General features: G+C 39.7%; 10 protein-coding genes. 5 read left to right on the top strand and 5 right to left on the bottom strand.

Features of this window, described 5'->3' with window-relative positions; translation table 11 throughout:
• Positions 1–93: 93 nt before the first annotated feature.
• Positions 94–2,403, bottom strand: coding sequence for a DNA internalization-related competence protein ComEC/Rec2 (locus C9J38_RS02695; RefSeq protein WP_107205752.1), 2,310 nt, complete (start codon positions 2,401–2,403; stop codon positions 94–96).
• A 31-nt stretch (positions 2,404–2,434) separates the two neighbouring features.
• Here C9J38_RS02695 and C9J38_RS02690 point away from each other — a divergent pair, with 31 nt between their 5' ends.
• The 3 genes from C9J38_RS02690 to C9J38_RS02680 all read left to right on the top strand — a co-directional run bounded on the left by C9J38_RS02690 (position 2,435) and on the right by C9J38_RS02680 (position 5,072).
• A complete protein-coding gene (locus tag C9J38_RS02690) occupies positions 2,435–2,959 on the top strand; it encodes a DUF2062 domain-containing protein (RefSeq protein WP_107205751.1) in 525 nt (174 codons plus the stop codon).
• A 293-nt stretch (positions 2,960–3,252) separates the two neighbouring features.
• Positions 3,253–3,813, top strand: coding sequence for an HdeD family acid-resistance protein (locus C9J38_RS02685; RefSeq protein WP_107205750.1), 561 nt, complete (start codon positions 3,253–3,255; stop codon positions 3,811–3,813).
• A gap of 590 nt (positions 3,814–4,403) precedes the next feature.
• Positions 4,404–5,072 (top strand): DedA family protein, encoded by a 669-nt coding sequence (locus tag C9J38_RS02680; protein ID WP_107205749.1) that lies wholly within the window; start codon positions 4,404–4,406, stop codon positions 5,070–5,072.
• Between the two features lie 258 nt (positions 5,073–5,330).
• Here C9J38_RS02680 and C9J38_RS02675 read toward each other — a convergent pair whose 3' ends face one another.
• The 4 genes from C9J38_RS02675 to lolC all read right to left on the bottom strand — a co-directional run bounded on the left by C9J38_RS02675 (position 5,331) and on the right by lolC (position 9,687).
• On the bottom strand, positions 5,331–5,870 hold the full coding sequence (locus C9J38_RS02675) for an outer membrane beta-barrel protein (protein ID WP_107205748.1): 540 nt from the start codon (positions 5,868–5,870) through the stop codon (positions 5,331–5,333).
• Positions 5,871–6,546: 676 nt separating this feature from the next.
• Positions 6,547–7,794: a lipoprotein-releasing ABC transporter permease subunit LolE gene (lolE, locus tag C9J38_RS02670; RefSeq protein ID WP_107205747.1), complete on the bottom strand. Its 1,248-nt coding sequence runs from the start codon at positions 7,792–7,794 to the stop codon at positions 6,547–6,549.
• Positions 7,794–8,486 carry a lipoprotein-releasing ABC transporter ATP-binding protein LolD gene (lolD, locus tag C9J38_RS02665; RefSeq protein WP_107205746.1) on the bottom strand — a complete coding sequence of 231 codons (693 nt, stop codon included), beginning with the start codon at positions 8,484–8,486 and terminating at the stop codon, positions 7,794–7,796. Before lolD ends, lolE begins: the two co-directional genes overlap by 1 nt.
• A complete protein-coding gene (gene lolC, locus C9J38_RS02660; protein WP_107205745.1) occupies positions 8,479–9,687 on the bottom strand; it encodes a lipoprotein-releasing ABC transporter permease subunit LolC in 1,209 nt (402 codons plus the stop codon). Before lolC ends, lolD begins: the two co-directional genes overlap by 8 nt.
• A 253-nt stretch (positions 9,688–9,940) precedes the next feature.
• On the opposite strand from lolC, the gene C9J38_RS02655 reads away from it, so the two are divergent.
• Both C9J38_RS02655 and mfd read left to right on the top strand, forming a co-directional pair.
• Positions 9,941–10,525: a PilZ domain-containing protein gene (locus C9J38_RS02655; protein WP_107205744.1), complete on the top strand. Its 585-nt coding sequence runs from the start codon at positions 9,941–9,943 to the stop codon at positions 10,523–10,525.
• A complete protein-coding gene (gene mfd / locus C9J38_RS02650) occupies positions 10,518–13,979 on the top strand; it encodes a transcription-repair coupling factor (RefSeq protein WP_107205743.1) in 3,462 nt (1,153 codons plus the stop codon). The genes C9J38_RS02655 and mfd overlap by 8 nt, the downstream gene beginning before the upstream one ends.
• Positions 13,980–14,026 lie beyond the last annotated feature (47 nt).

The raw sequence follows: 14,026 nt of genomic DNA, 5'->3' as shown, positions 1-14,026 counted from the left end.
CCTTTTGAAAAATTTATCTTTAGCGTAAAAAAAAGCAGCAATAAGTGTTCTTTACCCAAGCGATGAACATCCTAAATTGAAAAAAGGACACTTTTATAACCAACGAGGACGATACCACTGTGTGGCTGAGTGTTGTCGCTCAGTAATAACTTGGTAGTTTCGTCCGTTAATAGTCACGCTTATCTGCCCCGAATTTCCCGTTGATAACCACTCAATCCCTCGATCCTGATACCGTGCTTTGATACTTTTTGCTGGCAAATTCCATGCATTATAATAACTAGTCGAAACAACGGCTAATGAGGGCTTTATCGTGTCAATAAAGGTATGCGTTGATGACGTTTTGCTACCATGGTGAGGAACTAACAAAATATCAGCATCCAGTGACGGTGCGCTCTTTAACATCATCAACTCAGCAATCGCATCAATATCACCCGTTAATAACACGGATGGGCCTTGAAGCTCACTATTTTGAACATGGATAACGCAAGAATGAGGATTTCGGGCATGATACACGCGCTGTAAAGGCCATTGGACTTTGAATGTCAAACCTTGCCAATGCCATGTTTGGCCTTTCTGGCATGGCAAATATCCCTTTTCAAAATTACTACTGTACTTATATTGCGGTGATAACTTCTCGATAATGATTGTTTTTCCACCCGCATGATCACTGTCATCGTGACTAATAATTAAATAATCTAATTGCTTTATACCTAGCTGTCTCAGAATCGGTAGAATAGTGGTTTCAGCAACGGCTCTATCCTCCCATCGATTGCCAGTATCATATAATACAGCCTTGTTATTTTTAATAATCAGTACCGCTAATCCATGTCCAACATCAAGTACCAACATTTTCCAATGCGACTTTACCGGCTCTTTAATAAACCAACACAATGTAATTACTATCACCGAGCTATATAGCCACTTAAATGACGATAAAGGCAATAACATCAATGCAACAAAAATGATGATAACTCCCCAAAGTAAAGGGGTTAGGTTCACTGATAATGGATACCACGCACCTTCCAACCATTGGTTCCCTTCAATGATAGGAATTAAAGACCAGTCAGCACATTGCCAAAACAATGAAGAAACGGGTGGAAACCATAACGTCAGCAGTGCTAATAATACTAAAGGAACCGTGATGATACTGACCAAAGGAACAGCAACTATATTAGCAATAGGAGCTGCTAGCGATACGCCACCGAACCATAACCATTGTATGGGTAACATTAGCACCAATAGCCAAAGCTGAATTTTTGCTAGTTTAAATAAAAACGCTTTGAAGCGATTGCTCGATATCGAGTCATCAAATACGCTTCTTCCTGTAAAATAGCGCTGGCTTAGGGTAACTAAAATTAAAACACCAACGGCATAAAATGATAGCCAGAAAGAAGCACTATAAATGGCGAATGGGTCAATAAATACACTTAATGCTAACGCAGCTAATAATAGTTGCCAATGGCGCCAATACACATCTGTTGTTTTCAAGATCCCGAGAAAGACACACATAATTAATGCACGTATGGTCGGCGTAGTGAAGCCACTTAACCAGGCATAGGAAAATGCGATACATAACCCTGTTATCATCGGTAACCAAATAAAGTAACGCTTCTGCGGCAAGAAAAGCTTACATTTTAGGCCTATTTGCCATCCTAATAACATGGCAAGTGCGATGTGTAACCCTGAAATAGCTAACAAATGAGCCGTTCCACTGTCTCTTAAATGAAGCCAATCTACTTTCGTTAATCCACTTCGGTCACCAAACGCTAATGCTAATAGGTATGCTTTATTCGGCATATTTTCGACATAACCTAACGCCTTATCATAGAGTTGCTGTCGCCAAGTTATTCTTGATGGAAGTAATAATGGCAGCGATGATAATCGATGACGCACCACAGCATTACCATGTACATTTCGACTCACAGCATATCGTTCTGCATCAAAGCCAGCTTGATTTACACGTCCAACAATTCGACTCAACTTAACAGGTAAGTGCCAAATTTGACCTTGCTTTAATGTTGGCGCATCCGGCCAGATCAGAAATAACCTATGAGATGCATCCAAAACAGGATTATCAGGCGATGAATGAAAATAATTATCAACAACCTCTACTTCAATATTTGAAATTGGTATATTTTCATTTATTACAGCACTTATACGAACATTTATGGTAAGATTTGTGCGATTTAGCGGAATGTCTTCAACTTTTTTACGATATTGTTCGGCACATAACACCGCTAGAAAAGCACTTATTGAAAACCAGAAAAGAAAATGGTTTTTACAATAATAAAAAATAACAAGGCTGACTATTATTGCTGTCATATACCACCAGTACGGTGGTAGAAATGATAACCAATGCAGTGAATGAAAACCTATTGCGATACCTAATGATGTTTGTAACATGCTGTTATCGCCATTTTAATAAATACTAATTATGCCTAGACATCTTATAAAAAAGTTCTTACCAAGCCATGAAGTCATTAAGCGCCAAAAAGCACTTAAGATCTTTGGTAATGTACTTTATAACCCGAACTTATGGTGCTTAAACCGTCGTTCTGCGTCAGGTGCATTTGCCGTTGGCTTATTCATGGCTTTCGTACCACTTCCTAGTCAAATGATTATGGCAGCTGGGTTAGCTATTTTATTTGGTGTAAATCTGCCTCTTTCAGTAGCTCTCGTTTGGGTAAGTAACCCTGTGACTATGCCTGTTTTATTCTATGGTGCTTACAAGTTAGGCGCTTGGGTATTGAATAGTCCTAACATCGCGTTTCACTTTGAGCTTTCATGGGATTTTTTACTTAACCAAATGAGCCAAATTGGCCCCCCATTTTTACTTGGCTGCTTTATTTGCAGTGTAGTATCAGCGCTTATCGGCTATTTTGGCATCCGTAGCTTATGGCGTTATTCCGTTGTGAGAAGCTGGAATAAGCGTAAATTCCGAATTGGTAAAACCCACTAGCTTTAATACCTTTAAAATATAAATAAGCAAAAGCCTCTATGACGAGAGGCTTTCTTCTTTTATCTTTATTTTTTAGATCAAAAAAACACATTTAATTACCCGCCTGTTTCATTTTTCACAATTTTCATTGCCAGTTCAATTTTCGTTAATACTCACTATCCATTTTCATCATATGTTTTATTCAAAAACTTAAATTACTGTTTATCAATAGAGGTTTTACTAGCAAATCAAATAATTACGTCTAGTATTAGGAAAACATTTAAATTACACATTTTACTTTTAAGGTACTTATTATGGATAACCCTGTGAGCTCAATGCTTAGCAAAGGCTGGAAATGGTTTATTATTGTTGGAGTTATTGTCGCATTAGCCGGTGTTTTTGCAATTAGCTTACCTATTGCTGCGGGTATGACAATCACAACAATTGTAGGGACCATTTTCCTTGTGATTGGTCTAGTACAGGTCTATCACACCTTTAGTATTCATGATTGGAAAACTAAAATTTGGTACGTTATTAGTGCGCTATTCTATTTAATTGGCGGCTTATTTATTCTAAGCCAACCGTTTATTGGCTTAGTTACTATTACCGTATTAATGATAGCCACAATGATTTTCAACGGTGTTACGCGTATGCTATTTGGTTTTAATAGTCGTAAACACCTTGCAGGTTGGCGCTGGATTGTAATCAGTGGTTTGATTTCTACTGCTATTGGTATCTATTTCTTTACTCTGATGAATAATCCAGAATTCTCTATGTCATTACTGGGTATTTTTGTTGGTGTATCACTACTATTTGAAGGCTTCAGCTTTATTTTCATTGGTACTCAAATGAAAAAAGTGGTTCAAAATAAATAACATAAAAATGGAATCTAAATAAAAAGCCTCAATATTTTTGATATTGAGGCTTTTTTAATTCAGATACCATCGCGTATTTGCAATATTTGTACACAACTAAACGTTTGCTATTTAGTTGTAATTTCAGTACTAATAACGCTGCAGATTACTTTAACTAAGATATAGCAATGCCGTGTATTCAACGATTATACGTTTTCTCATTATTGCTTGGTTGCATTTTCTTTCATCACTGTGCATCTGCAACAGCAAGCGCTATTAATACAAATCAATACCTTAAACAAACGACACCAATAACGTCTGTTGACTCTACTTTTATATCTTCAACGCAGCGCTATCGCGTTTTACTCTCATTACCTAAACTGGTGAGCTCTCCGTTGTCTCATCAACGTGATCATTTGCTTGCTTTGTTACAACAAAAGAGTAGTGTTTCACTCTCTTACATACTGATAGCTATAGAAAATTTTTGTTTAAAACGGAAAAAACTTTTACCTCTAGCCAATTTTCAATTTCGTTTTACACATAGTCGGGAGCAACTGTTTCACTAACGTCAACCGACTTTTATTTTCTACTTTTATTACAAGGACACATAGATGCTTGATTCATTTGTATCTATTTTTTCTGCGCTCTGGCATCAAGATTTTGTTGCATTACAAAACCCAGAAAGCATGGTGATGATTTATGTTTGTGTAACATTTGTCATTTGGTTAGAAAGTGCATTTTTACCTGCAGCTCCCCTACCTTGCGATAGCATTGTTATTCTTGCTGGAACATTAGGTGCAATGGGGATCATCGATTTTAAATTGATTGTCTTCTTACTAATCGTGGCATCTGCCATCGGTAGTTGGCTAGCTTACTTGCAAGGTCGCTGGCTAGATCACCTACCAAAAGTAAAAGGCTGGGTGAATATGGTGCCACCTCATCGAATGAAAACTGTGGATAATTTACTTATTCGTCATGGTATTGTTGCTTTGTTTACCGCACGATTTATTCCTGTTGTCCGCCCTTTATTACCTTTAATGATGGGATTTAGGATTAAAAGTCAGGCTCACTTTTTCCGTTTTGCTTGGTTAAGTGCTACAGCTTGGGTATTACTATTAACAGGGTTAGGTTATTTATTAACGCTTCTTCCAGAAAAAATCGCCAAAGTAGCAACAATGGTATTAATGGTTGCACCATTTGTTACTCTCGCTATTGCTATTGTTAGCTTATCAAGCAATTGGTTACTAAAACGCTTTAAGAAAAACAAAGCCATGTTGTAACAAGCAATATATAACAAAAGTCTGCTGACACACTGCACAATAAAAGTGAGTGGATAAGCAGACTTTTTGGTTCTAAGCATACCCTATAAGCTTTTGGAACTTGATTGACTTTGTATCTTAAATAACACGCTTATGCTAATAAATAACAGGGGCTTATTGTGATGGTTTAAACCACTATTTCGCTATTATGGCACCTATTTTAGATACAAAAAAACCCGCTAAAGCGGGTTTTTTATTACATCGTAATACTGTTTATACTTAGAAGTAGAAACGAGTACCGAATACGATATTAGTTAGGCTGTTCTTAGCTTGCTCGCTTGAGTAAGAATCACTAGAGAAGATCTTATCAGTTGCGATGCTGTAGTTAACTTCAGAAGTGATAGCAACGTTAGGATTAATAAAGTATTTAACACCAGCAGAGAACTTAGCATTTGCACCCCAGTTGCTGTCAGAACCTTGGTTGCTTAGAGATAGACCACCAACTTCAGCAGCAGCACCTACGTAAGGAACCCAGTTAGTAGAGTTCACGAAGTTGTACTCGGTGAATACACCTAGCTGACCACTAAGTTCATCATTAGCGTCTTGAGCACGAACAGTCGCAGTACCACCTACTTCCCAGTTATCTTTAACGAAAGTACCGTAAGTACCGTTAATATTTGCATGCCAGCCACTACCTAGTTTTGCGTTACCTTGTACACCGATCTCTTGAGTACCAGCAGGTAGTTGAACGGCTGCTTGTGCTGCAACAGGAGCTAATACAGATAGTGCCACTAGAAGGCTTAGTGCATTCTTTTTCATTATTTTTCCTAAATGTTTTTATTTTTAAACAAGTTGTCCACTTTAGTGCAATCCCTTTACTTAGTTAGGTTACTTAAATAGAGAAGTAACAATCCGTCTACGACACTTGTATCCATAAATCAGTGGCGACAAAATTAGCACGCAGTTTCATCCCTGTTAAATGAAACAACTTAATTAATTTTCAAATGAACACCATTCACAATTTATAAGAAAAAAGTTTAATTATTCAGTTGAACTCACCCACAAGAGCACAAAAAACAACCAATCAGGTAAATAAAAAAGCATTGTTAAAAATAAAATAAAAATAAAATTCACAATATTGTGAATATTATTTATTTATCGACCAAATAATGACCACTAAAACTAACGTAAGAATCGTCTACCTTTTATTTATTGTTCTTTATTTTTATCACGTAGAGACTTCATCTATTTTTATTAATTAATGACCTTGAATTTAATCACATAATGACAGCAACTTTTCTCTATTTATAAGAGAACAAGATCGCTTAAACACATATCAATAATGACAGTCCTTCCGGGTATTATGATTCAACAATCGCAGATATACGTAATTGAAAATCAAAACGTCAACACTTGAAAAATTCTAAGTAGTTTAATCTATAGATACAAAAACGGAGCCAATGTGGCTCCGTTTGATATCAATAATACAATAAGACTATTTCGCACTTAGTACCCTGGCAGGTTGCAAACTACTTGCCCTACGAGCGGGATACCAAGTAGCAACAAGGCTGAGTATAATTGCTGTTATAGATACAATTAACACATCTTTATAGGCTAACTGAGTGGGTAGGAAATCAATAAAATAAATATCCCCCGATAAGAACCGGTGACCAATGATTTTTTCTATCACTCGAACTATATGAGTTAAGTTAACAGCAACTAAGCTACCAAATATTGACCCCATCACGCTACCTAACACACCAGATAATACGCCATGCCAAATAAAGATGGATTTCACTAAGCGATCACTTGCCCCCATGGTTCTTAAAATCGCGATATCAGAGGCCCGATCTTTTACTGCCATCATCAAGGTTGAAACGATGTTGAAACACGCAACTCCAATAACCAATACCATAACTAAATACATAATCGTACGGACTAACTGAATATCACGGTACATATAGCCGTATTGTTGTGTCCAACTTTTCAGATAAACATAGACAGGAAGCGTATTACCCACTTCTTTTACAATACGCTGCGCTTGTAGTACTTTATCCACTTTAATTTGAATACCTGAGACACCTTGCCCCATATCCATGTATTTTTGTGCATCAGCCATTGGCACTAGCGCCAATTTATGATCAATTTCTCCCCCAAGCGCTAAAATACCCGCTACTTGTAATCGAATTCGATGCGGAGCACGAAGCTGGGTCATTTCAGGATCGGCATCAGGAAGCAATGCGGTTAACCAGTCTCCCACTTTCACATTCAGGCTTTTAGCAACGCCTTGACCTAAAATGACTTCTTTTTTACCAGCAGTAAATTTGCTCCACGCATCATTTAAAACATAGTGCGGTAATTCACTGACTTTAAGTTGCTCTTGAGGGTTAACACCTCGAACACCAACAGCTTTTAACTTTGTGCCTTTTTCAAGTAACGCAGTGAATTCAACATAAGGCGCAGCCGCTGTTACATCCGGGTGTTTTTCTATTTGCTTAACTAGCGGTTGCCAATTATTTAAAGGAGGCTCAACCGCCTGTAACTCACCCTGTGGGATCACAGATAACACACGGGTTTGTAGTTCACGTTCAAAACCATTCATTGCTGACAGACCAACAATGATCACCGCAACACCAACGGCAATACCTAACATCGATGACATTGAAATAAATGACACCATTCGGTTACGTTTTTTCGAACGATTAAAACGACTACCTATATATAAAGAAAGAGGGCGAAACATTAAGCCTCCACAACGACTTGAGATAACACGCCATCTTGCATATGCATACAACGGTCAAGTTTTGCTGCTAATTCACTATCATGGGTCACGACTAAAAATGCGGTACCTGATTCTGCATTTAATTTACGCATTAAATCATAAATTTCTAATGCCGTTTTATGATCAAGATTCCCCGTAGGTTCGTCAGCTAAAACAATAGAAGGATTGTTAACCAAGGCACGCGCAATGGCAACACGTTGACGTTCACCACCACTCAATTCCGAAGGACGGTGCTCATAACGATGACTAAGCCCCACTAAAGCCAGCATATCTTGTGCACATGTACGCGCTTGACTGACACTTTTACCACCAATTAACAACGGCATAGCGACATTTTCAACGGCAGTAAAGTCCGCAAGTAAGTGGTGAAACTGGTATACAAAGCCAATTTCTTGATTACGAATTTTCGCTTGTTTGTTCGCACTTAAAATATCTAAGCGCTGCCCTTTAAAGAACACTTCTCCATCAGTGGGTTCATCTAAAGCCCCCAGAATGTGCAACAGTGTACTTTTCCCTGAGCCAGATGATCCCACAATGGCGACCAACTCATTGTCAGCAATCTCTAAATCAACTTGCTTTAAAACTTCTGTCTCAAACTGCCCTTCTTTATAGGTTTTACAAACTTGGTGACAAGATAACAACGCATTATTCATAACGAAGAGCCTCAGCAGGACGGACAGCGGCCGCACGATAAGAAGGAAAAATAGTCGCTAATAAACTCAAGCTTATAGCGCCTAAAATAACAAACATAATTTGCATCGGTTCAATCACGGTGGGTAACGTGCCACCGATCGATGCTAAATCGACACCCAATACAGAAATAATGGCATTAAGATAGTGCGCCACTAACGCGCCGAGTAAGCCGCCTAATAAGGCACCGATAACACCACTACTTGCCCCTTGAACAATAAAAATCATCAAGACTTGGCGGTGAGTCATACCTTGGGTTTTTAATATTGCAACTTCTGATTGTTTCTCCATCACCACCATCACTAAAGCAGAAATGATGTTAAAAGCCGCCACACCTATGATCAAGCTAAGCATTAAGCCCATCATATTCTTTTCCATTTTTACTGCCTGGAACAGCTCACCGCGCTGCTCGCGCCAATCAGACCATGTCCAACCATTGGGTAATTTCAATTTAGCTAATTCAGGAACAACGAATGGATCATCAAGGTATAAACGCCAACCTGTCATTTGATCCTGTTTATAGCGTAATAAACGTCCAGCATCTGAAATATTGGTGTATACCAATTGGTTATCAACATCAGAGCCCGTGTCATAAATACCCGAAACTTCAAATTTTCGTTGGCTCGGCATACGACCAATTGGCGTAAATTGGCTTGCACTGGTCACCATCAGACGAATTTTATCGCCCGGTTGAACACCCAGTTCAACGGCCAACGCTTGGCCAATAACCACTTTAAAACTCCCAGGAGTAAGATCACTTAAGCTCCCCACCATCATATGACGAGAGATGGGATCATATTGATTAGGTTCAATACCAATCATCGTACCGGCAGCAATAGAGTTTGCACTTTGTATAATCGCTTCACCACGTGTGATCGCCGTTACACCTGTCACATGTGGCAATTGTTTTAATGCCTCTGGTGCGTTTTCTGATAACGGTACTCGTCCATCTGCACTCGATACGACGGCTTGCGGTAGAACACCTAAAATTCGACCTTTTAGCTGATCTTCAAAGCCGTTCATCACAGACATAACGGTAATTAACGCCATTACACCAATAGTAATACCGGCTGTAGACATATAAGAGACAAAGCGACTAAAGCGATCGCCTGAACGACCACGTAAATAACGTAAGCCAATATAAAAAGACACTGGATGAAACATAGGATTGAGAAACCACTCCTTTATTAGGTTGGTAAAGAATACTCGTTCACACCCTCAATTACCATCCGACATAGTAAATGTAATGTAAATTCAGTGACTAAATGATAAACACTTACGCCGCTTTTCTTGCCCTAGCATGATTGCTAAGTAATAATCAGTCCAATTAAATCAAGCTTTATATGCTGTGGCTGTCAGTTATGGCATCCGCTCCTATTATTAGTTTGAAATAGGATTTATTCACAGTGAGTGCGCTATGACACAACAAGATGAGTATTTTTCAGTCCAGCTAGGGCTTACTATTAACGTTGAACGTTTATCATCTAATGAAAGCGTACCTGATGAGCAAGATTTCAATGCCGAAATCCCGCCTTTATTTCGTATTGCCAGCGAGTGTTCGACGTTAGAAGACAATGCCGATCGTTTATTCGCCAGTTTCAACAAAAATGAAACCCAAGCATTGATGGATTATCTTGCAGCACAAAACAGTAAAATTAATCTATTACTGTCTTATGTTTTATCGCAGCAAGATGATCCTACCTATCGTTTTACTACCTTAACTTTTGGCGCAAGTAACCTTAGTTTTACCAGTTCATCTTCCTATCCGGTTGGCACTAATGTTAGAGTGAAACTGTTTTTAGATTACCCAGCCGCTGCTATTTTTTGCTACGCTGAAGTCACCGAAAGTATTGCTAGCGATGAGCAATTTATCATTAAATTGCGTTATACCCGTTTGCTTGAAGATGATCGAGATTTGCTGATCCGCGCCGCTTTATATAGCCAGCAAAAACTTTTACGCCAACGTGCTCAACAACGACAATTAAATAATAACGATGAATAATAAACACTTACTTTCTATACCCTTACCTAGTAAGGCTGGCGATAACCGTTATATCGGTAATATCAAGGGGGCAGCCCTTGCACTGTCTTTTGCAGAAGTGGCCGCATCGCATAAAGGCCCAGTTCTTGCGGTGGTGCCTGATACCCAAACAGCCTTAAAACTTCAGCCAGAAATCACGCAATTTTGCGATGTCGAGGTAAACGTTTTTCCAGATTGGGAAACCTTGCCTTATGATAATTTCTCGCCACACCAAGATATTATTTCAGAACGTTTAGCGCGTTTATACAAAATGCCAAGCCAAAAATCTGGCATTATTTTGGTGCCGATCAGTACCTTACTTCAGCGTCAAACCCCAAGAGAATTTATCCACCAGCATGCTTTAATCGTAAAAGCTGGCGATCGAATGTCACTTGAAAAGCTGCGCTTACAGCTTGAAGTATCAGGTTATCGTCATGTTGATCAAGTGATGGAGCATGGCGAGTATGCCAGCCGAGGCTCGCTGCTTGATTTGTTCCCAATGGGGAGTCAATCTCCTTATCGTATCGATTTTTTTGACGATGAAGTCGACTCTATTCGTCAATTTGATCCAGATAACCAACGTTCTACTGGTGAAATTGATAGTATCGATTTATTACCAGCGCATGAGTTCCCAACGGATGAAATCGCAGTTGAAAATTTCCGTATGCGCTGGCGTGAACGTTTTGAAGCTCGCCGAGAACCAGAATCTATTTATCAACAAGTCAGCAAACGTACATGGCCTGCAGGTATTGAATACTGGCAACCGCTGTTTTTCGATAAAACAGAAACCTTATTTGATTACTTACCTGATACTTCTTTGCTTATCACACTGGGTGATTTAGAGCCTGCCGTTGATAGCTTTTTAGCCGATGCTGAATACCGTTACGATCAACGCCGTGTTGATCCATTGCGTCCTTTACTTGAACCTAAAGAGCTATGGCTAACAAAAGATGAAATGTTCACAGGCTTTAAGAATCTGCCTCGTGTTCGTATTCAGTCGGAGCCTGTCGATAGCCAAAAAGCAGGCCGTTTTAATCCTGAATTAAAAACCGTCCCTAGCATCACGATTAATCATCAACTTAAAGAGCCGTTTGCTGAACTCAGACGCTTTGATGAGCAATTCCAAGGCAAAATCATTTTCTCTGTAGCCTCTGAAGGCCGCCGAGAAGCGCTGCTCGATCTATTAGCACGGATCAAAGTCCGTCCATTGGTTTGTAAAACCTTAGATGAAGCCCTTGATAATCCAACCAAACATAGCCTTGTTATTGGCTCTGCTGAAAATGGCTTTATTCTTGATGATCCTGCTGTTGCATTCTTATGCGAAAGTGACTTACTTGGTGAGCGTATTGTTCAACGCCGTCGTCGAGATGATAAAAAAACCACGGTCAATGCCGATACGATTATCCGTAACCTTGCTGAACTGCAAGTGGGGCAACCTGTCGTTCACATTGATCACGGCATAGGCCGTTACCAAGGTTTACAAACCCTTGAAGCTGGCGGTATTAAAACCGAATATGTGACACTTGAATATCAAGGTGGCGCTAAACTCTATGTTCCTGTTGCATCACTGCATTTAATTAGTAGCTACTCAGGTGGTGCTGAAGATACCGCACCTATTCATAAATTAGGTGGCGAAGCATGGTCTAAGGCTCGCCGAAAAGCAGCAGAAAAAGTCCGTGATGTGGCGGCTGAATTACTGGATGTTTACGCTAAACGCGAATTAAAACCAGGCGTTAAATTTACCCTAGATCGTGAAGCATACGCTGAATTTAGCGCAGGTTTCCCTTATGAAGAAACCTACGATCAAGCCTTAGCAATTAACGCAGTTCTGTCTGATATGTGCCAAACCAAGGTCATGGATCGCCTTGTTTGTGGTGATGTGGGCTTTGGTAAAACTGAAGTCGCTATGCGTGCTGCATTTGTGGCTGTTGATAACAACAAACAGGTAACTGTGTTAGTGCCAACTACCCTATTGGCACAACAGCACTTTGAAAACTTCCGTGACCGCTTTGCTAATACGCCAGTGCGTGTCGAGGTGCTATCTCGATTTAAAACAGCGAAAGAGCAAAAACAAATTTTAGCGGATGTCGAAGAAGGTAAAATCGACATCTTAATTGGTACTCATAAGCTACTAAATAGCAGTGTGAACTACCATGATTTAGGCTTATTGATTGTCGATGAAGAGCATCGCTTTGGTGTGCGTCAGAAAGAGAAAATCAAAGCGATTCGTGCCAATGTTGATATCTTAACCTTAACGGCAACACCGATCCCTCGTACCTTAAACATGGCAATGAGTGGGATGCGCGATCTTTCGATAATCGCCACACCACCAGCGCGTCGTTTAGCGATCAAAACATTTGTTCGCCAATCCGATGATGCTGTTATTCGTGAAGCTGTGTTACGTGAAATCAGCCGTGGTGGTCAGGTTTACTTCCTGCATAATGAAGTCGATAGCATTGAAAAAACGACTGAAGATTTAGCAAAGTTGATCCCTGAAGCCCGTATCACCTTTGCTCACGGTCAAATGCGTGAGCGTGAACTCGAAAAGATCATGGGCGATTTTTACCACCAGCGCTTCAATGTACTTGTGTGTACTACAATTATTGAAACTGGTATCGATGTCCCTACCGCTAACACCATTATTATGGATCGCGCAGATAATCTTGGCTTGGCTCAGTTACACCAGTTACGTGGTCGTGTTGGTCGTTCTCACCACCAAGCTTATGCTTACCTATTAACACCACATCCAAAGCGTATGACGAAAGATGCGGTGAAACGCCTTGAAGCCATTTCTTCTCTTGAAGATCTTGGTGCTGGCTTTACGTTAGCGACCCATGATTTAGAAATTCGTGGTGCTGGTGAATTACTTGGTGACGAACAGAGTGGTCAAATTCAATCGGTTGGCTTTAGCCTCTTTATGGAGATGTTAGAACAAGCCGTTGAGGCTCTAAAAGAAGGTAAAGAGCCTTCGCTAGATGATCTACTTAAACAACAAACAGAAGTTGAGTTACGTATTCCAGCGCTACTGCCTGATGACTACATCCCTGATATTAATACTCGTTTATCACTTTACAAACGCATCGCAAGTACTAGTGATGACAACGAGCTAAACGAAATTAAAGTTGAGCTAATTGACCGATTCGGCTTATTACCAGAAGCGGCATCGAACTTACTGACGGTAAACAGTGTCAAACTTAAAGCTGCCACGCTTGGCATCAAGAAAATCGAGAACGGTGAAAAAGGCGGCTATTTCGAATTTGATCAAAATGCAGCAATCAATCCAAGCTTCCTTGTTGGTTTACTGCAAACTCAGCCCAATGTTTTCAGAATGGAAGGCCCAACAAAACTGAAAATTATTGCTGAACAAAGTGATCGTAAAAAGCGAATAAAGTTCCTTGAAGATCTTCTTGAACAATTTCGTCAGCACATGGTGTAAGTAAACCATCCTCTAAGAGTACTGACCGAACAAGGTCAGTACTTTAT

The organism is Photobacterium sp. GB-210 (genome assembly GCF_003026075.1).
Classification (GTDB): domain Bacteria; phylum Pseudomonadota; class Gammaproteobacteria; order Enterobacterales; family Vibrionaceae; genus Photobacterium.
The sequence above is the reverse complement of the archived record's forward strand: the minus strand, read 5'-3'. Positions and strand labels throughout refer to the sequence as shown.

Bases quoted from the DNA above. Each gene is read 5' to 3' on its own strand.
- C9J38_RS02655 (WP_107205744.1), top strand. From the start codon at position 9,941: ATGACACAACAAGATGAGTATTTTTCAGTCCAGCTAGGGCTTACTATT.
- C9J38_RS02675 (WP_107205748.1), bottom strand. From the start codon at position 5,870: ATGAAAAAGAATGCACTAAGCCTTCTAGTGGCACTATCTGTATTAGCT.
- lolC (WP_107205745.1), bottom strand. From the start codon at position 9,687: ATGTTTCATCCAGTGTCTTTTTATATTGGCTTACGTTATTTACGTGGT.
- mfd (WP_107205743.1), top strand. From the start codon at position 10,518: ATGAATAATAAACACTTACTTTCTATACCCTTACCTAGTAAGGCTGGC.
- C9J38_RS02690 (WP_107205751.1), top strand. From the start codon at position 2,435: ATGCCTAGACATCTTATAAAAAAGTTCTTACCAAGCCATGAAGTCATT.
- lolE (WP_107205747.1), bottom strand. From the start codon at position 7,794: ATGTTTCGCCCTCTTTCTTTATATATAGGTAGTCGTTTTAATCGTTCG.
- C9J38_RS02695 (WP_107205752.1), bottom strand. From the start codon at position 2,403: ATGTTACAAACATCATTAGGTATCGCAATAGGTTTTCATTCACTGCAT.
- lolD (WP_107205746.1), bottom strand. From the start codon at position 8,486: ATGAATAATGCGTTGTTATCTTGTCACCAAGTTTGTAAAACCTATAAA.
- C9J38_RS02680 (WP_107205749.1), top strand. From the start codon at position 4,404: ATGCTTGATTCATTTGTATCTATTTTTTCTGCGCTCTGGCATCAAGAT.
- C9J38_RS02685 (WP_107205750.1), top strand. From the start codon at position 3,253: ATGGATAACCCTGTGAGCTCAATGCTTAGCAAAGGCTGGAAATGGTTT.